The sequence below is a fragment of the Pseudochelatococcus contaminans genome, assembly GCF_014195635.1.
GTDB classification, from domain to species: Bacteria; Pseudomonadota; Alphaproteobacteria; order Rhizobiales; family Beijerinckiaceae; genus Pseudochelatococcus; species Pseudochelatococcus contaminans.
Genome location: NZ_JACICC010000001.1, coordinates 208,684 through 234,244 on the forward strand (window position 1 = coordinate 208,684; position 25,561 = coordinate 234,244).

Sequence of the window (25,561 nt, forward strand, 5' to 3'; positions counted from 1 at the left end):
CTGACGGTTACTGTATAGGTCTTGCGACCACAACGCTTGACGTTGCGCAAGAACAAACATGCGCGCACATTTGTGACGCGCCAGTCGCTTTTTGGGGGAGAAGATGACGATACGCCGCCTGCTCGTTGCCAATCGATCGGAAATCGCAATCCGCGTGTTTCGGGCCGCGGCGGAACTCGGTATCGAGACCATCGCCATTTACGCGGAGGAGGACAAGCTGTCCCTTCACCGCTTCAAGGCTGATGAGGCGTATCAGGTTGGCCGGGCGCGCGATGGCGGGCGGCAACTGGGTCCGCTGGAGGCGTATCTGTCCATCGATGAGGTGATCCGCGTGGCGCGCGAGGCGCGCGTCGACGCCATTCATCCCGGCTACGGCTTCCTGTCGGAAAGCCCGGAGTTTGCCGAGGCATGTGCTGCCAACGGCATCATCTTCATCGGCCCGCGGCCGGAGACGATGCGCACGCTGGGCAACAAGGTGTCGGCGCGCAATCTCGCCATCTCGGTCAACGTGCCGGTGATGCCCGCGTCGGATCCTCTGCCGGATGACGCGGAGGAGGTGAAGGTCATCGCGCAGAAGATCGGCTACCCCGTGATGCTCAAGGCGAGCTGGGGTGGCGGCGGACGCGGCATGCGGCCAATCGAAAACGCCGACAATCTCGTCAGCACCGTCACGACTGCCCGCCGCGAGGCGAAGGCGGCTTTCGGCAAGGACGAGGTCTACTTTGAAAAGCTCGTGCGTCATGCCCGGCATGTCGAGGTACAACTGCTCGGCGATACCCATGGCGGACTGGTGCATCTGTTCGAGCGCGATTGCACAATCCAGCGCCGCCACCAGAAGGTGATCGAGCGTGCGCCCGCGCCATATCTCGACGACGCCACGCGCACGGCTCTATGCGACGCCGCGCTCAGGATCGGCAAGGCCACCGGCTATGTCGGCGCAGGCACGGTCGAGTTCCTGATGGACTCGGAGACCGGCGAATTTTACTTCATCGAGGTCAATCCGCGCATTCAGGTTGAGCATACGGTGACGGAAACCGTTACTGGCCTCGATATCGTCAAGGCGCAGATCCGTATCGCCGAAGGTGGGCATATCGGCAACGTTGCCGAGACCGGCATTCCCGAACAGTCGCAGATCAGGCTGAATGGCCACGCCCTGCAATGCCGCATCACCACGGAAAACCCCGAGAACAATTTCATTCCGGATTACGGCCGCATCACCGCCTATCGCGGGGCGTTCGGCTTTGGTATTCGCGTCGATGGCGGCACGGCCTACTCCGGCGCGGTGGTGACGCGGTTCTACGATCCGATGCTGGAAAAGCTCACGGCCTGGGCGCCGACCCCACACGAAGCCGTCTCGCGCATGGTTCGCGCGGTGCGCGAATACCGTATTCGCGGCGTTGCCACCAACCTGACCTTCCTCGAAGCACTGCTGAACCACGAACACTTCCTTGATGGCCAGTATACCACGCGGTTCATCGATGAAACGCCGGAGCTGTTCGCCTTCGGCCGCAAGCGCGATCGCGCCACCAAGCTGCTCGGCTATCTGGCGGACGTGACGGTTAACGGCCATCCCGAAACGCGTGGGCGCGCGCTGCCACCCGCCGAGGCGCGCTTCCCTGAACCGCCGCGCTTTGAAGCCGGCATACTGCCGGAGGGGTCGCGTCAGGTGTTCGAACGGCTCGGTGCCAAGGGCCTTGCCGATTGGATGAAGGCGCAGCAGCGTGTGCTGATCACCGATACGACCATGCGCGATGCGCACCAGTCGCTGTTGGCCACGCGCATGCGCACGTTCGATATCGTTTCCGTGGCTGATGCCTACACGCAGGGCCTGCCGGAGCTGTTCTCGCTGGAATGCTGGGGCGGCGCGACCTTCGACGTTGCCATGCGCTTCCTGTCGGAAGATCCGTGGGAGCGGCTGGCGACCCTGCGCGAGCGCGCGCCCAATACGCTGCTCCAGATGCTGCTGCGCGGCGCAAACGGCGTCGGCTACACCAACTATCCCGATAATGTCGTGCGCTACTTCGTCAAGCAGGCGGCTGATGCGGGCATGGATCTGTTCCGCGTGTTCGACTGCCTGAACTGGGTCGAGAACATGCGCGTCGCCATCGACGCGGTTGGCGAAGCCGGCAAGATCGTGGAAGGCGCGATCTGCTACACCGGCGATCTCGACGATCCGGCGCGGCCAAAATACACGCTGAAGTATTATATCGAGCTGGCAAAGGAGCTGGAGGCGGCTGGTTGTCACGTCCTCGGCATCAAGGACATGGCGGGCCTGCTGCGTCCGGCTGCGGCGCGCACGCTTGTATCGGCGCTCAAGCAGGAAGTCGGGCTGCCGATCCACCTGCATACCCACGATACTTCCGGTATTTCGGCGGCAAGCGTTCTGGCGGCGGTCGACGCGGGTGTGGATGCCGTCGATGCGGCCATGGACGCGATGTCCGGCCTCACCTCGCAGCCCTGTCTCGGGTCGATCGTGGCGGCGTTGCATAATAGCGACCGTGCGACCGGGCTCGATGCGGATGCCATTCGCCGCATCAGCTTTTATTGGGAAGCGGTGCGGGCGCAATATGCGGCTTTTGAAAGCGACCTGCGGTCCGGCGCGTCGGAGGTCTACCTCCACGAAATGCCGGGCGGGCAGTTCACCAACCTCAAGGAGCAGGCGCGCTCGCTGGGCCTCGACACGCGCTGGCATGAGGTGGCGCGGGCTTATCGCGATGCCAATGACCTGTTCGGCGATATCGTCAAGGTCACGCCATCGTCCAAGGTGGTTGGCGATATGGCGCTGATGATGGTGGCGCAGGAGTTGACGCCTGCGGATGTGCTGGACCCCAACCGCGAAATCGCGTTCCCGGCATCGGTTGCCGAGATGCTGCGCGGTGATCTGGGCCAGCCGCCGGGTGGCTGGCCAGAGGCGCTGCAGAAGAAGGTGCTGAAGGACGAGACGCCATCCACCGCGCGCCCGGGTTCACTGATTCCCGCTGCCGATCTGGACGTGGAGCGGCAGACTGTTGAAACGAAGCTGGATCGGCAAATCAGCGATGAAGAGCTGGCTTCCTATCTGATGTATCCGAAGGTCTTCAGCGATTTCGCGCTGACGAGCTGGAAGTACGGGCCGGTTTCCGTGTTGCCGACGCCGAACTTTTTCTACGGCATGCAGGTCGGAGACGAGATTTCGGTCGAGATCGAACGCGGCAAGTCGCTGGTCATCCAGCTTCAGGCGATTGGCGAGACCAGTGAAAGCGGACTGGTCCAGGTGTTCTTCGAGCTGAACGGCCAGCCGCGCATTATCACGGTGCCGAATCGGGCCGCCGTGGCGGACATGCCGGCAAGGCGCAAGGCGGAAGATGGCAATGACGCCCATGTCGCCGCACCGATGCCCGGCATCGTCGCAACGCTTGCCGTGCAGAAGGGGCAGGCAGTGAAAGCGGGCGATGTGCTTGTTACTATCGAGGCCATGAAGATGGAAACGGCTCTTCGGGCGGCACGTAACGGTGTCGTTGCGGAAGTTTTGGTAAGTGCGGGCAGCCCGGTTGATGCAAAAGACCTGCTGATTACCCTCGAGTAGAGATTAATTATCCGGTTTACTGAAATTCTCGCATGATCGTTCTCGCACATGGACGAAAACAAGGGTATGATGTCTCGTCGCCGGTATACTGCGATGAGCGGGGGCCGTACACGCGAGTGGTTCGCGTGACGGTAGCCTGATCGGATAACCTTGGACTACCTGTAGTTGGATCTTTCTGTATGAACCGATATGACGATTCCCGTGACGCGCGCCGGCGGGGCGCCCGTAGAGACAGTTTTGAGCCGCGCGATAGCGGGTATGGCCATTCCAGCCGTCAAGACCACGACTCCCGCGACAGCTACTACTCTTCGCCAAGCACGCCTGCCGGTCCGGCTATCGAGGCAACGGTGAAGTGGTTCAATCCCAGCAAGGGGTTTGGCTTCGTTGCCGCTTCCGATGGTTCGGGCGATGCCTTCCTCTCGCTGCGCACGCTTGAGGCCGCCGGTCACGGTGGCGCAGAGACCGGCGCTCGCGCGCTCGTCCGCCTGCGCGACGGACCCAAGGGCCCGCAGGTGGCAGAGGTTCTGGAGCTTGAGGATCTTCCTCCGCAGGATCGTCCCGCTCGCCCGCCGCGCGCCGGCGGTTTCGGCGGCGGTGGTGGCGGTGGCGGCTATCCGCCTCGCGTCGACGGCCCTTCCGAGGATGTCAACGGCACTGTGAAGTGGTACAACCGCGACAAGGGCTTTGGCTTCGTTCAGCCAGACGATGGCGGTCGTGACGTCTTCGTTCATGCTTCGACGTTGCAGCGCGCCGGTCTCACTGATCTGGCCGAAGGCCAGCGCGTGTTGATGGGCGTCGTGGCCGGGGCAAAGGGCCGCGAGGCTTCGAACATCGCTCTGGACTGAAATACCGGCGCAGCATTGCTCCGGAATGTGCCAAACGCTTTCCGGGGCTAATGTCCGTCGGCCAGCAGGAAAATCCATCGATAATGGTTATCTGCCGGCAACAGGCGGGATGAAGGGACTACGGGGATTATCGAGGACAGGTATTGAACTGTCTTGATTCGGATTTTGATTCGTCCCCCTGTCAGCTCAGGCAATGGAAAATGGTAGCGCGCTCCTTGTGAGCGCGCTTTTTTTTTGGCCTGAATGCATGGATTTTTCCCGGCAACACCGTTTCTACGCATCTGGCGGGGTCGGATGAAATCCGCTCGGGTCTCGATTCAAATCACATGATAAGTTTATTATTTCATGAATATTTATATTGACATAAATTAAACTGAAATAGTTACAAAATACACATCGGAAAATAATGTATAAAAATATAATGCATTAACAAATTTTTAATAAAAAGTAACGCAATAGCGAAATGAATGATTTTCAATATACTGACGATTATATCAGTTGTTATTTGTAATTACATCAGTATTTTTAGATATTAATAAGTCATCGCCCATTGTACGAGTGGCGTTTTCGCAACACAGGGGTCAAAACGCCGTCTTCATGCGCCATAATTATTGAATGAAAGGTTCATCTCGGTCATGTTTCGAGCGTCGGGGGCAGCCGGACAGTCACTCAATCCGCATGATGGTCGCTTAAGCAACTGTATATCGTGTGGATTGATTGGTTACCGGACGACAAAGGCGCTTCATCGGCCGATCTCTGTTGAAGGCGGCATCGTGGGACGGCCTGCTCTCGTTAAAGGGTCTCGATATCTCTCTGGAGGTCACACTATGAAGCTCGTGAAGAGCCTTCTTCTCGGAACTGCAGCCGGCTTTGCCGCCATTGCCGGCGCTCAGGCTGCAGATCTCCCCATCACGAAGGCAGAACCTGTCGAATACGTTCGCGTCTGCTCCACGCACGGCGCTGGCTTCTTCTACGTCCCCGGCACGGATAGCTGCATCCGTATCGGCGGCCGTGTTCGCGCCGAGTTCGGCTACAGCCAGCCGCAGAACACCAATGCCAACCTGTATGGCGTTGGTAATGGCCGTCGTCAGGACGCCACCGGCTTCCGCGCTCGCGGTCGTCTGGACATCGACGTCCGCACGCCGACCGATTACGGCACGGTTCGTACGTTCGTCCGCTTCCAGATCGACCAGAACTCTGGCGGCCTGTTCGGCACGAGCAATGGCGCTCTGCTTGACCGCGCGTTCATCCAGTTCGCTGGCTTCACCGCTGGTCGCACGCAGTCGTTCTTCGACTTCTACGCCAACGACCTGAACTTCGGCGGCAACCTCGATTCGGATACGAACACCAACCTGTTCGCCTACACGGCAACGTTTGGTTCGGGCTTCTCGGCCTCGCTGTCGCTTGAAGACCGCAACCGCCGCAACGTCAACGGCACCGTGTATGACGTCGCCGGTCAGCGTCTGCCCGACATCATCGCCAACCTGAAGGTCGATCAGGACTGGGGTTCGGCACAGCTCTCGGGTGCCCTGCACCAGCTCAACTCCGCCACGATCTACCAGCCTTGGGGCAACCAGTACCCGACGTGGGGTCAGCGCGTTGACACGACCTACGGCTTCGCCGTTCAGGCCGGTGCCAAGTTCAAGATCCCGGCACTCGGCAAGGGTGACGTTCTGTGGCTGCAGGCTGCTTACGCAGACGGCGCTCTGAACTACCTCGGCCTTGGCAGCAGCGACACGATCGGTCGCGTGAACTCCATCGCCGCTGACGGTGTCATCTCCAACGGCGACATCAAGAAGACCAAGGGCTGGAACGTTCTGGCCGCCGGCGTCCACTACTGGACTCCTGGTCTGCGTTCGACCCTCTGGGGTTCGTACACCGACGTAAGCTACAGCTCGGCCGTGAAGTGGGACAACAGCGCCTACCGCGACTTCAACCTGTGGCAGGCTGGTACGGCTCTGATCTGGTCGCCGGTTCGTCAGTTCGACATCGGTGTGGAAGTTCTGTACCGTCGTCTCGAAAACAACCGCAACTGGGCTGATCTGACCACGCCGTACCACATCAAGCGTTCGGAAGACCAGTTCCAGACCCGTCTGCGCGTTCAGCGCGACTTCTGATCGGACACCCGGCATCTTTGCCGTCGTATCCTGAAAGACCCCGGTGCTCCCGCACCGGGGTTTTTCTTTTGGCGGAAGCCCTTAGATCCGGGTTTTTTGGCCCCTCGGCGTTGAATGCGGTGCATCTGCCTGCCCGCAAACCCATCCAAATGAGGGCGGTTAACCGGAACTCAACCTTGACGCGTTTTTCTGATGGCGCGGTCCCCTTTGTTCTGCGCGCGTCCTGCAGAGCGGGCAGGGGGTTGCGTGTGCCGGGCCGGCGGTCGGATGGACGGGTGAGTTGAGTTATGCAGCAATCGTCAGGCATCATTGATGCTGCGCCGTTCACCGGCAGATCCGGCACGGCGGATTTACTGCGCTCCCTGTCGGTCCGTTGCGCAACCGCGCTGTTCACCGTGGGTGCTGCTGCCCTGATCGGGCTGGGCGCTGCGGCGCTTGTTCCGGAACGATACACTGCTACCACGGTGCTGGTCTTGGCGGATGGAAGGGGGCTTGCCCCGGTCGGAGACTCTCCCTCCGCCGCAGGTGCGATCATCGCTTCTCCCGGCATGGCGCGCGAGGTGATTGCACGACTTGGCTCCGATGCCGCATCCGCCATTGCCGAATCGCATTGGTTGCCAGGATTTGTCCGAGGACAAAATCAGGATAGCGCGGCGCTGGCGGCTGATGCCTTTTCCCGCTCATTGACGGTTGAGCCACGCGACGGTGCTGGCGTCCTTGCCATAGGTGCGGGCGCAGGTTCTGCGGAGGTTGCGGCACAGGCTGCCAATATGGCGGCGCAGGTTTATCTCGAACGGCGGGCTGCTGCCGTGACGGAGCGCGACCGGGCGCTTGGCGCGGCGACAGCCAACGTGGCTCAGGCGCGGCAGGAACTGGCGCAGGCGCTGGATCGGGCGTCTACGTTTCGTGCCGATCCGGCTGCCACGGATACCGCCCGGCGGGCGCAGGCAGCGCGGGACGATTTGTCACTGCTCATTGCCGAGCGCACGGCGCTTGTCGGCGAGCGCGATGCCATCACGCGGCGGCTGCTCTCCGTGGATAATCTTCAGGGGTCCGGCAACCTGTTCGAAGCGCCTTTCGAGGGTGTGCACCTGCTGCGTCATCTTGTCGAACAGCGTTTGACGCTGCGGGCGGAACTGGCGGCGGAACGCCGCATCCGCGCCGCCCGCGACTGGCGGGTGCGGGCGCTGTCAGCACGGGCTGCTGATCTCGACAACCAGATCGAATCAGCGACCGGCTCGGCGCGCGAGTGGCTTGCGTCCGAGCGTGACAGGCTCGATGAGCGAATCACCGAGGTCGAATCGGCCATTCACCTGCATCAGGCGATCCTTGCCGCCGCCACCGATAACGATCGGCGGCAGGTGGATCTCGACCATGCGGTCGCTGTCGCGCGTGACAGGCTGACATTGGCGCGTGACTGGTTTGTCGCAGAGAGCGAGCGCGTCAGCGCCGGTACGGCTGCTGCGCGCGTCATCACCATTGCCGAACCTCCGCTGCATCCTGACAGGGAGCGGCCCCTGATCGTGGGCATCGTCGTTGCCCTTCTGGCGGGGTTGGCGCTGTGGCGTTTGCTCGACAGCGGCCTGTCGCCCCGTTTGCGTCCACAACCTGCCGGCGGCGTGGCGCCTGCTCCGGTTGCCTCAAACGATGACCGTTTACAACACGATTCGGACCGGGAGGTGGAACGGCAGGCAGACGAGCAGGCCATCTTCCCGCTCGGCGGATCGCCTTCGGATACAGAGACCGCAGCCGCCTCCCTGCCGACCGTGGCGGGGTCACCGCTTGTTTCAGTACGCATCACGGACGCCGGTGATCGTGCGCTTGAGCTGCTGCTGGCGAAGCTCGCCATTTCACCGCGTGCTGATGGCGGACGTCACCTTGTGGTGACGGGGGCTGAAAATAATGCGGCTTCCGCGACGGTGGCCCGGGCGCTGGCGCAACACCTTTCCGGGCGCGAGCGCGTCGTGTTGCTCGATCTTGCCACGCCCGACGATGCGCGGCCCGGTTTTGCCGATCTGGTTGCCGGAAGGGCATCGTTCGCCGAAATCATCACGCGTGAGCCCGGCTCCCGGATGCATGTTGTCGCGCGCGGCAGGACCGATCCCGACGCCATGTCTGCCGGCGACGCCGCCGCCCTTGCGCTCGCGGCGCTGGACCAGACTTACGACTGGATTATTGAACTCCTTCCGGCGCAAGATCGTGGTGGGCTGGCAGAGCGGTTGCTCGGCAAGGCACAGGGCATCGTTCTGGTGGCGGACGGCGAAGGCGTTGATATGCAATCCTTCAGTGCCTATGAGGCCCTGCGCGAGCGAGGGGCAGCCAACATCGTCGTTGGCCTTTCCGGTAGCGAGTAACGCGGCCAGCGCTCGCATCATTTCAGTACATTGAGCATCCTGACCCCGGGCGGCTGCGGCAATCTGCGGCTTGCCTCCGGTTTGCATGCTTGCGCCGGGGGCATTATGAAGGGCGCGAGGCGTTCTTATCCATGCGCGAGCCTGCGGCAGGCCCGCCGGGATACGCCTCCTGCGGCAACTTATGCTTAATCGATTCATCGCATTGAACGCCAGTTGCGATATAATCAAAATTTGGAGCCGACGTTCTGATCGTCTTTGGGACGTCTGGCGCTCTTGTCGAATCGTTGGACCGATGACCGCTCAAGCGCTTTCTTCTTCTCCCGCTTTTTCCGCCCTGCCGGATCGTGATCGCCGCGCGGTGCGGCTCTGGCTGATGATCGTTGCGGCATTGATCGTGCTCATGGTCTTTGTCGGCGGTGCGACGCGGCTGACCGGCTCTGGCCTGTCGATCACCGAGTGGCGGCCTGTGACCGGCGCGCTGCTGCCGATGAGCGAAGCGTCGTGGATGATCGAGTTCGACAAGTATCGCGCAACGCCGCAATATCAGTTGCTCAACCACGGCATGTCGCTGGGCGAATTTCAGTTCATCTATCTCTGGGAGTGGGGGCATCGGCAACTCGGGCGGCTGATCGGCCTTGTTTATGTGCTGCCGCTGCTGTGGTTCGCCGTGCGGGGCGTGGTTCGTGGCTGGTTTCTGGTCAGCCTGCTGTTTATCGGTTTGCTCGGCGGCGGGCAGGGAGGCATCGGCTGGATCATGGTGGCGTCGGGCCTGACGCCCGGCATGATCGCCGTCGCACCCATCAAACTGATGCTGCATCTTGTTGCTGCCTGCGGGCTGTTCGTCGCGGTGGTCTGGATTGCGGTCGGCCTGCGTGCGCCGCGAGCGGAGGCCGCGCCGCCGGACAGGTTACGCGTGGTGGGCACGGTGCTGATTGCGGCACTGCTTTTCCAGATCGCGCTGGGTGCGCTGGTCGCGGGGCTCGGCGCGGGCCAGTCGTTCAATACGTGGCCGATGATGGATGGCAGCCTCGTGCCGCCGGTGTCCATGCTGCTGCCGGAATCGCCCTGGTGGCATAATCTGGCGGAATCCGTCGCCCTCGTGCAGTTCAATCATCGCAGCTTCGCTTACGTGCTGCTGGCGCTGGCGATATGGCATGCGCTCGATGCGCGCCAGCTTGTCCCGGGATCGAAAACTGCACGGATGGCGGTGGTGCTGGCAGGGCTTGTGATCCTTCAGGCCGTCATAGGCATCGTGACGCTGCTGCTCGTCGTTCCGCTGTGGGCGGCGCTGCTGCATCAGACGATGGCGGTGCTGATGCTTGGCCACGCAGTTTCCCACCGGCGCATGATGTCCCCGGCGCGGGTATCGATGGGGGCGTGATGCCCCCTGCGGTTATGCTGGACCACAAAAAAGTCTTCGCGGAGAATGTAAAAGCGGCGCGGAAAGCGCTCGGGTTGTCGCAGGAGGCACTTGCCTTCGCTGCCGGCATCGATCGTACCTATGTGAGTGGTATCGAACGCGGTCGGCGTAATCCGTCGCTCATGTTGATCGCCAAACTGGCCGAACATCTCGATACGACACCGGCGGCGCTGCTCACGCCGCCGGCCGCAGAGGTCAGTCCTTGAGCGCCTGATCGAGGTCGGCCGTCAGGTCCAGCGCGTCTTCAAGGCCGATGGACAGCCGCACCACATCCGGCCCCAGTCCGGCTGCAAGGCGTTCTTCCGGCGGCATGTTGCGATGGGTCGTGCTCGCCGGGTGGATGATCAGCGAGCGGGTTTCACCGATATTGGCCAGATGCGAGAACACTTTCACGTTGCTGATGAGGCGCTTGACCGCAGCCTCTCCGCCCTTCAACCGCGCCGTGAAGACTGCGCCCGGCCCTTCGGGCGTATAACGCTTGACCAACGGGTGATTCGGGTGGTTCTCCAGTCCCGGATAGCTCACTTCCGCCACGGCGGGATGGGCAGCGAGGTGGCGCGCCACGGCCTGCGCGTTGGAGACGTGGCGGGGCATGCGCAGATGCAGCGTTTCAGTGCCGGTGAGTGCGAGGAATGAGTTGAAGGGAGACAGCCCCGGCCCCAGATCGCGCATGCCGTAGACACGCGATGCAACGCCGAACGCCGTCTGTGGGAACTTGTCCGCCAGTACGATGCCGCCGTAATCCTCCCACGGCTGCGACAGCAGCGGGTAACGCTTGTCGCCAGCCCAATTGAACTTGCCGGCATCGACGATGATGCCGCCGATGACCTGCCCGTGGCCGCCGATGAACTTCGACAGCGAATGGAAGACGATGTCCGCGCCATATTCGATGGGCCGGATAAGGTAGGGCGTCGCCAGCGTATTGTCGACGACCAGCGGAATGTTGTGCCGCTTCGCGATGTCCGAGATGGCCGCGAGATCGACCACGTCACCCGAGGGGTTGACGATGGATTCGATGACGATGGCCTTGGTGCGCTCGGTGACGGCCTTCTCGAAGTTGTCGAGTTCGAGCGGGTTGGCGAAGGTCACCTTGAGCTGGTGGCGCTCCTCAAGGCGGCGCATCAGCCCGAGCGAGCCGCCGAAAAGCCGGTTGGCGGAGACATATTCGTCGCCAGACTGAAGCAGCGTCAGCAGGATGACGAGAAGCGCCGATTGTCCCGAGGCGATGGTGACGGCGTTCGTGCCCCCTTCGAGCGTGGCGATGCGCTTTTCCAGCACCGCGCCGGTGGGATTGCCGCCCCGGCCATAGGAGTACCCGCTCTTGCGCAGGCCGAAAATGTCGGATGCCGCCTCGGGCGTTTCGAAGGCGAAGCCGTTCGACAGGTAAAGCGGGGTGACGCGCGCGCCCGTTGCCGGGTCGGGGGCGGCTCCGGCATGGACGGCCAGGGTTGCAAAACGGTTTTTACACTCGGAAGACATGGTCGCACTTCTCCACCAGACAGCGACGGGCAGGAACGAGTTGTCAGAAACGAATCGGGCCGCATGTCAGGAAAAAATCTTTCCAGTATCGATGCGGCGCGGAAACGGTCCCGGGCAATTTCCATTTGACCGGATTGCCGGATCAGACGCAAATTGCAGAAAACTGTAAACAGGGAATGGGGCGTGTTGCCGCTGTTGTCAGCGCCAAAACATCGTCCCGATATCTCCCTGTCTTGATGCAATGTCGGCAAGAGCGGGCAATAGCCACTCTCGTCGGCATTACCTGTGGCTGGCGCCGACCGTCACCCGGTTGCGTAAGCCGCCGGTCAGGCGGTTTTCATGCCAGCGCGCGCGTGCGGATTTCGCTCAAGCGCCACGCTGGCCGGGTCAAAGACCTGAAGACAGGATGCATTCCAGTCAACAGGCCCGGCGCCCTTAATTCGTTATAACGAACGCATCGTGCGGTCAATAGTCCGCTTCATCGTATGCAAACAGCTTTCCCCCGATTGACCGGCATTCGGCCAGCGGTTACGACCATCCAACAGCCTGGGAGACACCGCCGTCATGTTCGGAGCAGCCTGCCATGCGTGATAACCTGTGGCGGCGCGTCAAGGCATTTGCACGGGCGGAAGAACTGTCCCTGTCAGTCTTCGCCGTCATCATCGGCTCGCTGGCGGGGGTTGGAGTCGCTGGGGCGCATACCGCCGTGCAGTGGCTGCACGAGGTGCTGTTCGGGCTGGATAAAGGGGCCTATCTCAGCGCCTCGCAGATGCTCGACCCCGTGCGGGTGTTCACGGCGCTCATCGTCGGCGGCCTGGTCGTGGGTCTTTATACATGGGGCGTGCGGCGGTGGCGCAAGGGCGAGGCGGTCGATCCCATCGAGGCCAATGCTCTCTATGGCGGGCGCATTTCGCTCACTGACAGTGCTCTGCTCACGGGCGGCAACGTGCTGTCCAGTGGCTGCGGGGCAGCGGTGGGCATGGAGGCAGCCTATTCGCAGCTTGGCTCCGGCATCGCCTCATGGCTGGGGCAGCGGTTCAACTTGCGACGGGCGGATCTGCGCACGCTGGTAGCCTGCGGCTCGGCAGCGGGGATCGCCGCGGCCTTCGATGCGCCCATGGCCGGGGCATTTTATGCTTTCGAGCTGGTGCTCGGCGCCTATGCCGTTGTGTCGCTGGCGCCCGTCATGCTTGCCGCGCTCACCGCGCCCGCCGTGGCGAAGCTCTTCACGCACGAACTATCGAGCCCGGTTCTCAATATCGATCTCTACTTCTCGCCCTACGATGTCGGCACGTTCGTCGGTATCGGGGTGATCGCCGGTTTCGTCGGCATCGGCATGATGAAAATGGCCACCGCCGGCGAGGTGGCGCTGCGCCGGGTGCGGTTGCCGACGTTCCTGCGTCCGGCTCTCGGCGGCCTTGGCGTTGCGGTGCTCGCGCTTTATTCACCGGCCGTGCTGGGCGCCGGCCACGGCGCGATGCAATATTTCCTCGTCCATGCCCACGGCTTCACGGTGCTGCTGGGGCTGTTCATCGCCAAGGTGCTGGCGGCGTCGCTCTCTGTGGGCACGGGTTTCAGGGGCGGGCTGTTCCATACGTCGCTCTTTGTCGGCATCCTGCTCGGCGATGTCGTGGGGCTGGGCATCATGGCGCTGTTTCCGCAACTGCCGGTGGATCGCATCGTCTATGCGCTGGTGGGAATGGCCTCCGTCGCCGCCGCGGTGATCGGGGCCCCGATCACCATGATCTTTCTGGTGTTCGAGCAGACCGGCAACATCGCCATCGCCACCGGCGTTATGATCGGCACGGCCATCGCGTCGCTGATCGTCCGGCGGGTGTTCGGTTATTCGTTCGCCACATGGCGCTTCCATGTGCGGGGAGAGGCCATTCGCGGGGCTTTCGACATCAGTTTCATCAAGGAGCTGACCGTGGTCAAGCTGATGCGCCGTGAGGCGCGCACGGCTGGCGAACACATGACCGTCGCCGCCTTCCGCAAGCGTTTCCCGCTTGGCTCGACGGAACGCGTGTTCCTGCTCGATGCGGATGGCGGCTATGTCGGCTTCGTCATCACCGCCGAAGTGCATTCCGCCGGCAACGATGAAACCGCGGAAACAATGCCCGTGGGCGACCTGCGCCACGCCCGCAACGTGTTCTTGCTGCCGCGCCAGAACATCAACCAGATCCTTGAGGCATTCGAGCGCTCGGAGACGGAAACACTGGCTGTGGTGGACGATCCGCAGTGCCGTGTGGTTCTGGGCTACGTAAGCGAAGCGCATGCATTCCGGCGTTATGCCTTCGAACTCGACAAACGCCGGCGCGAATTGAGTGGCGAACGCTGACAAAATAGCGGTATTATAATACCACTTATATTAAGATATTGATTTTTATAACGTTTCGACCTTATTGCGATATAACGGTCTCTTGACAGGATTGCGGCGTTGGCTTAGTGATCCGCCATCGCGTGCCACCTGCCTTGAGAGCTTGGTGGCTCGTTTCATTTATTGCTTCCGTCTGGGCCGGTGTTCCGGCCGTCATCGGAAGCGCATAGCGTGAAGAAGATCCAGCATGACGACCCTGACGGCCCGGACCCATGTGTCCAAGCCCGCCGACGTCGAAAAGAAGTGGGTGATCATCGATGCGTCCGGCCTTGTGGTCGGTCGTCTCGCCTCGCTCATCGCTCTTCGTCTGCGCGGCAAGCACAAGCCTTCGTTCACCCCTCACGTTGATGATGGCGACAACGTCATCGTTATCAACGCCGAGAAGGTTGCCTTCACCGGCAACAAGTATAACGACAAGCGCTACTACCACCACACCGGCTATCCGGGTGGCATCAAGGAGCGCACCGCCAAGGCCATCATCGAAGGCCGCTTCCCGGAGCGCGTTCTCGAAAAGGCTGTGGAGCGCATGCTCCCCCGCGGCCCGCTTGGCCGCCGCCAGCTCGGCAACCTGCGTGTTTACGCTGGCGCCGAACACCCGCATGAGGCTCAGCAGCCGCAGGCGCTGGACGTCGCCGTCCTCAACCGCAAGAACGTGAGGAACGCCTGATCATGTCCGACACCATCCAGAGCCTTGCCGACCTCGGCCAGATCAGCGGCCAGGTGGCCGAAGCATCCGACGCCCCGCGCTATGAGCAGAAGCTCGACGCGCACGGCCGCGCTTATGCCACCGGCAAGCGTAAGGACGCCATCGCCCGTGTGTGGATCAAGCCCGGTGCGGGCAAGATCGTGGTCAACGGCCGCCCGGTCGAGACCTACTTCGCTCGCCCCGTGCTGCGCATGATCCTGCGTCAGCCGCTGGTGCTGGTGGGCCGCGAGACCCAGTATGACGTCAACGTCACCGTCGTCGGCGGTGGTCTGTCCGGTCAGGCCGGTGCCGTGCGTCATGGCCTGTCCAAGGCGCTGACGCATTTCGAGCCGGAACTGCGCGGCCCGCTGAAGAAGGAAGGCTTCCTGACTCGCGACAGCCGTACCGTCGAGCGTAAGAAGTACGGTAAGGCAAAGGCACGTCGTTCGTTCCAGTTCTCGAAGCGTTGATTTTTGGACACGGGTTCTCCTGCCCTATGGCAGGGTGCCTTGTCTGCAAGATCGAAGGGCAGCCTCCGGGCTGCCCTTTTTGTTTGCGCTGGGATCTTCCGTTCGCGCTGGCTCTCAACGCAAAAAAACTCCGGCGGCCCGAAGGCCGCCGGAGTCGCTCCCCTCTTTATAACTTATGATTGGTCCGTCATCAGACGGAGTAGTACATTTCGAACTCTATCGGGTGCGGCGTGTGTTCGAAACGGATCACTTCCTGCATCTTCAGCTCGATGAAAGCGTCGATGAAGGTGTCGGTGAACACGCCGCCGGCCTTGAGGAACGTGCGGTCCTTGTCGAGTTCGGTCAGGGCCTCGCGCAGGCTCGCCGAAACGGTCGGGATCTGCTTCAGTTCGCGCGGCGGCAGATCGTACAGATCCTTGTCCATGGCCTCGCCGGGATCGATCTTGTTCAGGATGCCGTCGATGCCGGCGAGCGCCAGTGCCGAGAAGGCGAGGTAGGGGTTCGCGGTCGGATCGGGGAAACGCACCTCAAGGCGCTTGGCCTTCGGGTTCGTGGTCCACGGGATACGGCACGAAGCAGAGCGGTTACGCGACGAATAAGCCAGCAGCACAGGCGCTTCGAAGCCGGGAACAAGGCGCTTGTAGGAGTTTGTCGACGGATTGGTGAACGCGTTCAGCGCCTTGGCGTGCTTGATGATGCCGCCGATGTACCACAGGCATTCCTGGCTGAGGTCAGCATATTTGTTGCCGGCAAAGAGCGGCTTGCCGTCCTTCCAGATGGACTGGTGAACGTGCATGCCGGAACCGTTGTCGCCGTACACGGGCTTGGGCATGAAGGTCGCGGTCTTGCCATAGCTCGCCGCCACGTTGTGGATGGCGTACTTGTAGATCTGCATGGCGTCGGCGGTCTTGACCAGGGTGTCGAACTTGATGCCGAGTTCGTGCTGGGCCGAAGCCACCTCGTGGTGGTGCTTCTCAACCGTGACGCCCATCGCGGCGATGGCCGCCAGCATCTCGCCGCGGATATCCTGGCCTGCGTCGAGCGGGGGCACGGGGAAGTAGCCGCCCTTGGTCGGGATGCGGTGGCCGAGGTTGCCGCCTTCATATTCAGTGTCGCCGTTGGTGGGCAACTCGGCCGCGTCCAGCTTGAAGCCGGTGTTGTAGGGCGTTGCGGAGAAACGCACGTCGTCGAACAGGAAGAACTCAGCCTCGGGACCGACGAACAGCGTGTCGCCGATGCCGGTGGACTTCAAATAGGCTTCGGTCTTCTTGGCGATGCCGCGCGGATCGCGCTCATAGGACTCGCCGGTGGTCGGCTCAAGCACGTCCGCAACCACGGACAGGGTCGGAGCCGAAAAGAAGGGGTCGAGCTGTGCCGTAGTCGGATCGGGCAGCAGCAACATGTCGGATTCGTTGATGGCCTTCCAGCCGGCGATCGACGAACCGTCGAACATCGTGCCTTCCGTGAAGAATTCCTCGTCGACCATCGACACATCGAAAGTGACGTGCTGCCACTTGCCGCGCGGGTCTGTGAAACGCAGGTCGACGTAACGGATGTCGTTGTCCTTGATATGCTTGAGGACATCCTGGGCGGTCGTCATGGATAACGTTCCTTGTTGCTGTTGGCGTCGGGCCGCTTTGGCCGCGACGCTGTCAGGTCGCTGGCCACGCGGGATCGGGTTGCGGATCCGGCCGTCAACGCGGCCATGAACCGGCACGGCACACTGGCCGTGATGAAATGACTGATGCGGGAAACCGCGGTGGATCAGATGGCGTCCGGACCCGTTTCGCCGGTGCGGATGCGGATGACTTCTTCGACAGGGGACACGAAAATCTTGCCGTCGCCGATTCGGCCCGTGGCGGCGGCCTTGCGAATGGCCTCGATGGCGCGGTCCACCAGATCGTCGTTCAGCACGATCTCGATTTTCACTTTCGGCAGAAAGTCGACGACATATTCCGCGCCCCGGTAGAGTTCCGTATGGCCTTTCTGCCGCCCAAACCCTTTTGCCTCGATCACGGTGATGCCTTGCAGGCCGATTTCCTGCAGAGCTTCCTTCACCTCGTCCAGCTTGAAGGGTTTGATGATCGCCTCGATTTTCTTCATGCCCGAAGCCTCCCCATGACCCGCGTTTCTGACCCGCGTTTCTCCAGATTGATCCACCCCCGAGGTTGATTTCCCCGGGCATCCCCTCGGGAAGTTCCTGCTGGAAATCCTGCCGGAAAGTTTCCCTTGCGGTCTATGGGGCGCACCCGCCCTGAACCGCTAAAAGAATTAGCACCAATGCCGGGCTCCGGACACGGCCAAAATACGCCGATGAGGCGCAGTCTGCCTAATCCGCAGGCGAAATGTGCCTATATTTTATGCAAATGCTGTGCTGCCGCGACAGACGCCTGTTTCAATGCCTCGTTATGCAACCGATAGGCTTTTTGGATCTGGCGGAATCGTCCGGCAACCCAAACCCTCTGTTGCCCCGCGTTGCATTGAAAGGCGGATCGGGGTGGGAGTGCATTCAGAGCCTTTCGGCATTTCGTTGAAACGCCGAAAGGCTCTATCTTTTTGGTTTGACGCGTTTTCTTCACACAAAGCGGTATCCACTTTGCTTGAAAACGCTTTAGAAGCGCATTCTTCTTGCACGGGTACACTGAACTCGTCATCCTTCACGTGTGGCGAAGAAACAGCAGGGGGCGGCCATGGCGATAACGCTGATAACCACCGACGGCATGCGGGAGGGGGATCGACGCACGATCGCGGCCGGAACCTCCGGCTACACCTTGATGCAGCGCGCAGGACATGCGGTGGCGGAGCGCGCGGTGCAGTTATTGTCACGCAGCGCCAGGGTCAAGGCTTTGCCGCCGGGGGCGACGAGCCAGCAAATTGTTGTCGCGGTCCTGTGCGGCCCCGGCAACAATGGTGGCGACGGTTTCGTTGCTGCGCGCGTATTGGCGGCGCGGGGATACAGCATCCGGGTCGGCTTGTTCGGCTCCGTCGAAGCGCTGGCAGGTGATGCGGCGGAAGCGGCGGCTGACTGGTCCGGTTCCGTCGTCGCAGCAACGGACGTGGATCTTGCCGATGTTCACATCATTATCGATGCATTGCTCGGCGCCGGCCTCACGCGCGATCTGACGCCCGAATTGTCCGCAATTGTCCAGCGCATCAACGATACGCCCGCCCCGGTGCTGGCGGTGGATACGCCCACGGGCATTGATGGGGACAGCGGCGAGGTGCGCGGGGCGGCCGTCAAAGCCGACGCCACGGTCACTTTTGCCAGTGCGCGGCCGGGTCATTACCTGCATCCGGGACGCGGCCATCGGGGCGATCTTTACGTCGATGATATCGGCATTGCGGGTGCGCTTGTCGATGAACTGTCGCAGGGGCTGGCGATCAATCGCCCCGAGACGCTGCTGCGGAGTGCTTTGGTGCCCGCCGTGACGGCCCATAAATATGGCCGTGGCCATGCGCTTGTCCTGTCAGGGGGGCTGGCGCGAAGCGGCGCGGCCAGGCTGGCGGCGCGGGCAGCGTTGCGGGCCGGTGCCGGGCTCGTCACAGTGGCGTCGCCCGCAGCAGCGCTGGCCGAGAACGCGGCGCACCTCACCGCCATCATGCTGCGGGAAGTCGACTCGCCGCATGCCCTCGACGAACTGCTGACCGATTCGCGCTTCAATGCCGTCGCCATTGGGCCGGCGGCAGGCGTGGGAGAGCGAACGGCCCGGTTCGTGCGCTCTGCCGCCGCAGCGGGTAGGGCATTGGTTATCGACGCAGACGCCCTCACGAGCTTTGCCGGCGAAGTGCACGTCCTGGCTGAGGCAATCAGCCCCGCACGCCAGGTGGGCGTGGTTTTGACCCCGCATGAGGGGGAGTTTGCGAGGCTGTTCGCAGGTGAAGTGAGCATTGTCGGCCAATCGTCGAAACTGGTACGCGCGCAACGCGCCGCGGCACTCACGGGTGCGACAGTGATTCTCAAGGGGCCGGATACTGTTATCGCGGCTCCGGACGGTCGCGCCGTCATCAACGATAATGGCACGCCGTGGTTAGCCACCGCAGGTTCGGGTGACGTCCTCACGGGCCTTGTGGCCGGTTTGCTGGCTCAGGGTTTGACCGCGTATGACGCTGCACGCGGCGCCGTCTGGCTCCACGGCGCAGCAGGCGAGCGTCTGGGGCCGGGCCTCATCGCCGAAGATCTGCCCGATGCGTTGCCGCAGGTGTTGAAAACACTGCTTGCATAGCCGCGCAATCATTTGCTTGCTGCGGGAAATGATCTGGCGAGTGCCGTTCAGCTAACCTCAAACCACCCGGCCAGCCCCGTACCCAGACGGTCGAGAATGGCAGAACCGATCATCCATCGGCCGGGATTGTCAGCGAGGAAGGCGATGCGCACGGTTTGTCCCGCACGGACGGGGATCGTGTCGAGCCAGTAGGGTTCCCACCCGTCGTCGAGTCCGTGCAACTGCCGTGCGTGATGCCCGTGCAGATGCAGCACTTGCAGCACAGCCGTCGTGTTTTCGAGAGACAACACAACTGGCGTGTTGCGCGGTACGCTGAATAGCGGGCGCTCGCTGGCGTCCGGCCACGACACGCCGCCAAGCTGCCACAACCGGGAAGCCGTTTCGCCGCCCGCTAAATCCTGAGCGCCAGCGTCCGCGCCGCCGCTGATACGAATATCGAATCGCCGCGCGGCAGCGAGATCGATCGCACTCGGCAACAGCGGGTTGGCCGCCAGCGGCGTCACGCGGTCCGGCACGTCAACAGCCGGCGCCTCGCTGCCAGTCAGTTTCAACAATGGCAGGCCATCGCCCAGCTGCGCGATTATCGCCCCCGTTGCACCGCGCGGCGGCGTTGTCACCACGATGTCCACACGGTTGCCCGGCGCGAGCGTCAGCCGGTCCTGCGAAGGCGGGAACGGATCGTCGACAGGCTGACTGTCGGCGGCAATGATGTGCACGGCGAGATTGTCGAACCCAAGCGTGAGTGGCCGCGCGTTGGCCGAGTTGACAAGTCTTATCCGCAGCCTGTGACCCGGTGGGCGCGTCAGCGTTTCAGGCCCTGTGGCGCCGTTCATGAGCAGCCTGTTGCCGAGGCGGCCCGCGCCGTTATTGGCCACATTGAAATCATCCCGCACCTGCCCGTCGCCATCGAGCGCGATATCATCGAGAACAAGCACGAAGTCATCCGCATAGGGCGACTCGTCCTCGTCCACGATCAACACGCCATGAAGCCCACGCTCGACCTGCTCAGCGGCATGATCGGGAATCATCGGGCGGTAGAGAATCGTGCCGGCCTCGCGCGGCGTGAAGGCGATATCCTGGGTCGCTCCCGGGGCAACGGCATCCTGCGTCAAGCCGGCGACACCGTCTGCGGCGTTGGCAATGCGTGCGCCCGCCCAGTGAATCGACGTGGGTTGGGGCAGATCGTTTTTCAGCCGCAGAGCGATTTCCTCTCCCTGTCGCACCCGCAACACCGGGCCGGGGAAGCTGTCGTTATAAGTCCACAGGCGCAGGGGCGGCTGATCCGGCGCAAGCCGATGGGTCGAATCGCCGGCCTTCAACTCCGCCGGAAGGGACGATGACGTTTTGCCGGCGGATACCCCTGCCGCAGATGTCTGTGCGCGCACTGTGCGGGGTAGAGAGGCCGCTGCGCCGGCGGTCATGAAGGTCGCGAGCAGCCGGCGACGTGTCAGGTTCATTGAAAGTTCTTTCCCTGCAACTGGTTGCCGGATAATCAATAATTGAGAATCGACGATGCCGGTGTTCCGCACGCCATTTGTCCCCATTCATACAGGGGCCGCGAGCGCGGCGCGAGGGGCGAAGATATCGACACGCTGTCATTTTTTTGCTGCAATAGCCGCAAGCCGTGATATAGAGCCGCGACCCGGAGAGGGGTTTGCTGCGGTAGCGGACCTTTGTTGCGGGCGTGGCGGAATTGGTAGACGCGCAGGATTTAGGTTCCTGTGACGCAAGTCGTGGGGGTTCGAGGCCCTCCGCCCGCACCATGAACCGCTGTGCTACCCGGCTCTTCCCGGAATGATCTGAACGCGAAATGGATTGAGAAACTGTACCATGCAGGCGACCGAGACTCTGACAGAGGGTTTGAAACGCGAGTTCAAGGTGGTGGTTCCGGCCGCCGAACTGGAGACGAAGCTGTCGAGTGAGCTCGCGGACCTCAGGGGTCGCGTGCGGATCAACGGCTTCCGTCCGGGCAAGGTTCCGGTCGCGCACCTGCGTCGCCTTTACGGCCAGTCCGTCATGGCGGACGTGGTGCAGAACACCATCAATGAGGCAAACCGCAAGATCGTGGAGGAAAACTCCCTGCGTCTGGCTGGTGAGCCCAAGGTGACCTTGCCGGAAGACAAGGAAGAGATCGACGCCATCGTCGCAGCCAAGCGGGACCTCGCTTTCAGCGTGGCTTTGGAGCTGCTGCCTTCATTCGAGATCAAGCCGCTTGACGGCGTGACGCTGGAGCGCGAAGTCGCTGAAGTGCCCGAGTCCGCCGTGGACGAGGCCATTGAGCGCCTCGCGAAGGAAGCCCGTCCCTTCAATGAGAAGGATGGCGAGGCAGCCGCCGGAGACCGCGTGCAGATCGATTTCGTCGGCAGCATCGATGGTACGCCTTTCGAGGGCGGCTCCAGCCAGGACATCCGGGTCGAGATCGGCTCCGGCAGCTTCATTCCCGGCTTTGAAGAGCAGCTCATCGGCGCGAAGAAGGGTGAGGAACGCACTGTCGTCACCACCTTCCCCGAGGATTATCAGGCAGCCCATCTTGCCGGTAAGGAAGCAAGCTTCGCCGTGACAGTGAAGGGCATCGAAACCCCCGGCGAGGCGACGATCGACGATGATTTCGCCAAGACGGTCGGTTTTGATTCGCTCGATGCGCTCAAGAAAGTGATTCGCGATTCGCTGGAGCGTGATTTCAACGCCCAGAGCCGCCGCAAGGTGAAGAAGCTGCTGCTTGATGCACTTGATGCTCAGTACGACTTCGATTTGCCGCCGAGCCTCGTCGAGCAGGAGTTTGCTGGCGTGTGGCAGCAGGTCATTGCCGATCTGAGGCAGTCCGGCAGCTCCTTCGAGGACGAAGGCACGACGGAAGAGGCTTCGAAGGAAGACTATCGCAAGATCGCCGAGCGGCGCGTGCGTCTTGGCCTTGTGCTGGCGGAAGTTGGCGATCGCGCCGGCGTGACCGTGTCCGAGGACGAGGTCACCCGTGGTGTGGTCGAGCGGGCCCGTCAGTTCCCGGGTCAGGAACAGGCGGTCTGGGAGTTCTACAGCAAGAATCCGCAGGCACTCGCCGAGATTCGCGCGCCGATCTTCGAGGAGAAGGTCGTCGACCATCTGCTCGGTCAGGCAACTGTCAACGACAAGACGGTGACGCGCGAAGAGCTGTTCGCTGATGAGGACGCTGAGGCCGAGGCAGCAGCAGCCGAGACGCCGGCTGAAGAGCCGAAGGCGGCAAAAAGCCGCGCGCGTAAGCCGAAGGCCGCTGCAGCTGACAAGGAAACGGCTGAAAGCGCCGAGGATGCCGGAGCAGCTGAGGCGTGAAAACGCTTCGTCCCGCGGGAAGAGATCTGCTGTCGCCACGCTGGCAGTGCTGGCGACAGTTTTAGATGCTAAGAGAGGCGTGGTTCGCCAGTTTGACGGGCGAATCACGCTTTTTCCGTTTATCGATCGGTGTCCGCGTGTCGGCGCTTTGGGAACGGTCTGTGTTGAGTATATTTCCGGCTTCCGGGCTCTTGAAGATTCTGGACCGCGGTTATAGGTCCGGGACATGTCCGCAAGGCACGATGGCGCCAGCCGGACACGCACTCCAGTCGAGGCTTGATCAGTGATGAGAGATCCTTTCGAGGTATATAGCAGCACGCTGGTGCCGATGGTGGTGGAGCAATCCAACCGCGGCGAGCGCGCTTTCGACATTTTTTCGCGCTTGCTGCGCGAGCGGATCATCTTTCTCACCGGGCCGGTGGAAGATCATTCGGCATCGCTGGTCGTTGCCCAGCTCCTGTTTCTGGAGGCCGAAAACCCGAAGAAGGAAATCAACTTCTACATCAACTCGCCTGGCGGCGTGGTGACTTCGGGCCTTTCGATCTACGACACGATGCAGTTTATCCGCAGCCCGGTGACGACCCTGTGCATCGGCCAGGCAGCGTCGATGGGGTCGCTCTTGCTCGCTGCTGGCGAGGCTGGCCAGCGTTTCGCGCTGCCCAACGCGCGCATCATGGTGCATCAGCCTTCAGGCGGGTTCCAGGGGCAGGCGACGGATATTCTGATTCATGCTCGCGAGATCGAGGCGCTGAAACGGCGTCTTAACGAAATCTACGTCAAGCATACGGGACGCGAGATCGCCGACATCGAAGCGGCGCTGGAGCGTGACAACTTTATGACTGCCGACGCGGCAAGGGAATTTGGTCTTATTGATCAGGTTCTGCACAAGCGTTCGGAGCTTGAGTCCTGATCTTCTATCGCCATAAGCGGGCTGCGAGTTCCCGCCTATGTTAGAAAGAGCAGAAATTTCAAGCGATTGACAAATTGGCTGGCAATGTAGTTACCTGAGCACAAATGACAGCAACTGTCTGGTGCGGTGCATTGCCAGTGAATGGCTATCATGGGGAAAGCCTGTGATGGTTTGGAGGAGATCCGGGAAAAAGGTCAAAATGGCGTGATGATGCCGCTTACTTTTTGCATGTCCCGGTTCTATATGAACAGATGATGACTTTCCGGCCGGCCGTTGCCGCCGGACCAGTACCGAGTGGAGACGGACCATGAGCAAGGCAGGAGGCAGCGACTCGAAGAGCACGCTCTACTGCTCATTTTGCGGCAAGAGCCAGCATGAGGTCCGGAAGCTTATCGCCGGGCCGACGGTGTTCATCTGCGATGAGTGTGTGGAACTGTGCATGGACATTATTCGCGAGGAATCGAAATCCTCGCTGGTAAAGTCGCGCGACGGCGTTCCGACGCCCAAGGAAATCAGCAAGGTGCTCGATGACTATGTCATCGGTCAGGCGCATGCCAAAAAGGTGCTGTCGGTTGCCGTGCACAACCACTACAAGCGCCTCTCGCATGCCACCAAACACAACGATGTCGAGCTGGCGAAGTCGAACATCCTGCTTGTCGGCCCTACGGGTTCGGGCAAGACCCTGCTAGCCCAGACGCTGGCGCGCATCCTCGACGTGCCCTTCACCATGGCCGACGCCACGACACTGACGGAAGCAGGTTACGTTGGTGAGGACGTCGAGAACATCATTCTGAAGTTGTTGCAGGCTTCCGATTACAATGTGGAACGCGCCCAGCGCGGCATCGTGTATATCGACGAGATCGACAAGATCTCGCGCAAGTCCGACAATCCGTCGATCACGCGCGACGTGTCTGGTGAAGGCGTCCAGCAGGCGCTGCTGAAGATCATGGAAGGCACGGTCGCCAGCGTTCCGCCGCAAGGCGGTCGCAAGCATCCGCAGCAGGAGTTCCTGCAGGTGGATACGACCAACATCCTCTTCATCTGCGGCGGTGCGTTCGCGGGGCTTGAGCGTATCATCATGGGCCGGGGCAAGGGCACGTCCATTGGCTTCGGTGCGAAAGTTCAGGCACCGGACGATCGGCGCACAGGTGAGGTGTTCCGTGAAGTCGAGCCTGAGGATCTGCTGAAGTTCGGCCTGATTCCCGAGTTCGTTGGCCGCCTCCCTGTGATCGCGACGCTCGAAGATCTGGACGAAGCCGCTCTCAAACGTATCCTGCAGGAGCCCAAGAACGCGCTGGTGAAACAGTATCAGCGCTTGTTCGACATGGAAGACGTGGAACTCACCTTCCAGGAGGAAGCGGTGTCGCTGATCGCCCGCAAGGCAATCGAGCGCAAGACTGGCGCTCGCGGCCTGCGCTCGATCATGGAGGGCATCCTGCTCGACACGATGTATGATCTGCCAGGACTTGATGGCGTGGAACAGATCGTCGTCGGCCCGGAAGTGGTCGAGGGCAAGGCTCCGCCGCTTTACATTTATACTGATCGCTCTGAAGCCGGAGCTTCAGCGAGCGCGTGATGTGAGCTGCAATTATGACATTGGGGAAAGGCGTCGTCCGAAAGGTTGGCGCCTTTTTTCTTGCGTATTCCGCAAGGTTGGCAGCGAGTTGTGCTTGTGCACACACTTTATTGGCGCAGCGCTTGAAAGCCGATGAACGGGTCGCCAACTTACTCATAACTGCTGTGAACCTGTCACGCTTCGGAAGAGGTGAAGGGTAACAGTGCCCCGGAGGCAGTCGCCCGTGCGATGAGC

The 25,561-nt window shown here is 61.8% G+C and carries 17 protein-coding genes and 1 tRNA gene; 14 read left to right on the top strand and 4 right to left on the bottom strand.

Annotated features, from left to right (window positions below):
- The first annotated feature begins 103 nt into the window (after positions 1-103).
- From pyc to FHS81_RS00970, 6 genes are all read left to right on the top strand, one after another.
- Positions 104-3,565, top strand: coding sequence for a pyruvate carboxylase (pyc, locus tag FHS81_RS00945; RefSeq protein ID WP_183750165.1), 3,462 nt, complete (start codon positions 104-106; stop codon positions 3,563-3,565).
- Between the two features lie 179 nt (positions 3,566-3,744).
- Positions 3,745-4,410 carry a cold shock domain-containing protein gene (locus FHS81_RS19130; RefSeq protein WP_183750166.1) on the top strand — a complete coding sequence of 222 codons (666 nt, stop codon included), beginning with the start codon at positions 3,745-3,747 and terminating at the stop codon, positions 4,408-4,410.
- A gap of 827 nt (positions 4,411-5,237) precedes the next feature.
- Positions 5,238-6,527, top strand: coding sequence for a porin (locus FHS81_RS00955; RefSeq protein ID WP_183750167.1), 1,290 nt, complete (start codon positions 5,238-5,240; stop codon positions 6,525-6,527).
- Positions 6,528-6,814: 287 nt separating this feature from the next.
- Entirely contained in the window at positions 6,815-8,881 is a 2,067-nt protein-coding gene (locus FHS81_RS00960) for a GumC domain-containing protein (RefSeq protein WP_183750168.1), read from the top strand.
- A gap of 292 nt (positions 8,882-9,173) precedes the next feature.
- Complete coding sequence (locus tag FHS81_RS00965; protein WP_183750169.1) at positions 9,174-10,262, top strand: COX15/CtaA family protein; 1,089 nt, start codon at positions 9,174-9,176, stop codon at positions 10,260-10,262.
- Positions 10,262-10,507 (top strand): helix-turn-helix domain-containing protein, encoded by a 246-nt coding sequence (locus tag FHS81_RS00970; RefSeq protein ID WP_183750170.1) that lies wholly within the window; start codon positions 10,262-10,264, stop codon positions 10,505-10,507. Before FHS81_RS00965 ends, FHS81_RS00970 begins: the two co-directional genes overlap by 1 nt.
- Here the strand turns inward: FHS81_RS00970 and FHS81_RS00975 are convergent.
- Positions 10,497-11,780 carry an O-acetylhomoserine aminocarboxypropyltransferase/cysteine synthase family protein gene (locus tag FHS81_RS00975; protein WP_183750171.1) on the bottom strand — a complete coding sequence of 428 codons (1,284 nt, stop codon included), beginning with the start codon at positions 11,778-11,780 and terminating at the stop codon, positions 10,497-10,499. The two genes, FHS81_RS00970 and FHS81_RS00975, sit on opposite strands and share 11 nt — an antisense overlap.
- Before the next feature lie 583 nt (positions 11,781-12,363).
- Between FHS81_RS00975 and FHS81_RS00980 the strand changes: the two genes are divergently transcribed.
- The 3 genes from FHS81_RS00980 (at position 12,364) to rpsI (ending at position 15,312) form a co-directional block, all read left to right on the top strand.
- The gene (locus FHS81_RS00980) at positions 12,364-14,118 is read left to right on the top strand and encodes a chloride channel protein (RefSeq protein ID WP_183750172.1); all 1,755 of its coding nucleotides are present in this window, start codon (positions 12,364-12,366) and stop codon (positions 14,116-14,118) included.
- Positions 14,119-14,344: 226 nt separating this feature from the next.
- Positions 14,345-14,824 carry a 50S ribosomal protein L13 gene (gene rplM, locus FHS81_RS00985; RefSeq protein ID WP_183750173.1) on the top strand — a complete coding sequence of 160 codons (480 nt, stop codon included), beginning with the start codon at positions 14,345-14,347 and terminating at the stop codon, positions 14,822-14,824.
- Between the two features lie 2 nt (positions 14,825-14,826).
- On the top strand, positions 14,827-15,312 hold the full coding sequence (gene rpsI / locus FHS81_RS00990; RefSeq protein WP_183750174.1) for a 30S ribosomal protein S9: 486 nt from the start codon (positions 14,827-14,829) through the stop codon (positions 15,310-15,312).
- A gap of 190 nt (positions 15,313-15,502) precedes the next feature.
- On the opposite strand, the gene glnA is transcribed toward rpsI, so the two are convergent.
- Both glnA and FHS81_RS01000 read right to left on the bottom strand, forming a co-directional pair.
- Positions 15,503-16,912 (bottom strand): type I glutamate--ammonia ligase, encoded by a 1,410-nt coding sequence (gene glnA / locus FHS81_RS00995; protein WP_183750175.1) that lies wholly within the window; start codon positions 16,910-16,912, stop codon positions 15,503-15,505.
- 164 nt (positions 16,913-17,076) lie between these two features.
- The gene (locus FHS81_RS01000; RefSeq protein WP_183750176.1) at positions 17,077-17,415 is read right to left on the bottom strand and encodes a P-II family nitrogen regulator; all 339 of its coding nucleotides are present in this window, start codon (positions 17,413-17,415) and stop codon (positions 17,077-17,079) included.
- Between the two features lie 587 nt (positions 17,416-18,002).
- Here FHS81_RS01000 and FHS81_RS01005 point away from each other — a divergent pair.
- Complete coding sequence (locus FHS81_RS01005; RefSeq protein ID WP_183750177.1) at positions 18,003-19,535, top strand: NAD(P)H-hydrate dehydratase; 1,533 nt, start codon at positions 18,003-18,005, stop codon at positions 19,533-19,535.
- Positions 19,536-19,582: 47 nt separating this feature from the next.
- Here the strand turns inward: FHS81_RS01005 and FHS81_RS01010 are convergent, their stop codons facing one another.
- Complete coding sequence (locus FHS81_RS01010) at positions 19,583-20,992, bottom strand: multicopper oxidase family protein (protein ID WP_183750178.1); 1,410 nt, start codon at positions 20,990-20,992, stop codon at positions 19,583-19,585.
- Between the two features lie 221 nt (positions 20,993-21,213).
- Here FHS81_RS01010 and FHS81_RS01015 point away from each other — a divergent pair.
- From FHS81_RS01015 to clpX, 4 genes are all read left to right on the top strand, one after another.
- Positions 21,214-21,298 (top strand) — tRNA-Leu (locus FHS81_RS01015).
- 67 nt (positions 21,299-21,365) lie between these two features.
- Positions 21,366-22,841 (top strand): trigger factor, encoded by a 1,476-nt coding sequence (gene tig / locus FHS81_RS01020; RefSeq protein WP_183750179.1) that lies wholly within the window; start codon positions 21,366-21,368, stop codon positions 22,839-22,841.
- 286 nt (positions 22,842-23,127) lie between these two features.
- A complete protein-coding gene (locus FHS81_RS01025; protein WP_183750180.1) occupies positions 23,128-23,751 on the top strand; it encodes an ATP-dependent Clp protease proteolytic subunit in 624 nt (207 codons plus the stop codon).
- A 307-nt stretch (positions 23,752-24,058) separates the two neighbouring features.
- Complete coding sequence (gene clpX, locus FHS81_RS01030) at positions 24,059-25,327, top strand: ATP-dependent Clp protease ATP-binding subunit ClpX (RefSeq protein WP_183750181.1); 1,269 nt, start codon at positions 24,059-24,061, stop codon at positions 25,325-25,327.
- The last annotated feature ends 234 nt before the right edge of the window (positions 25,328-25,561 follow it).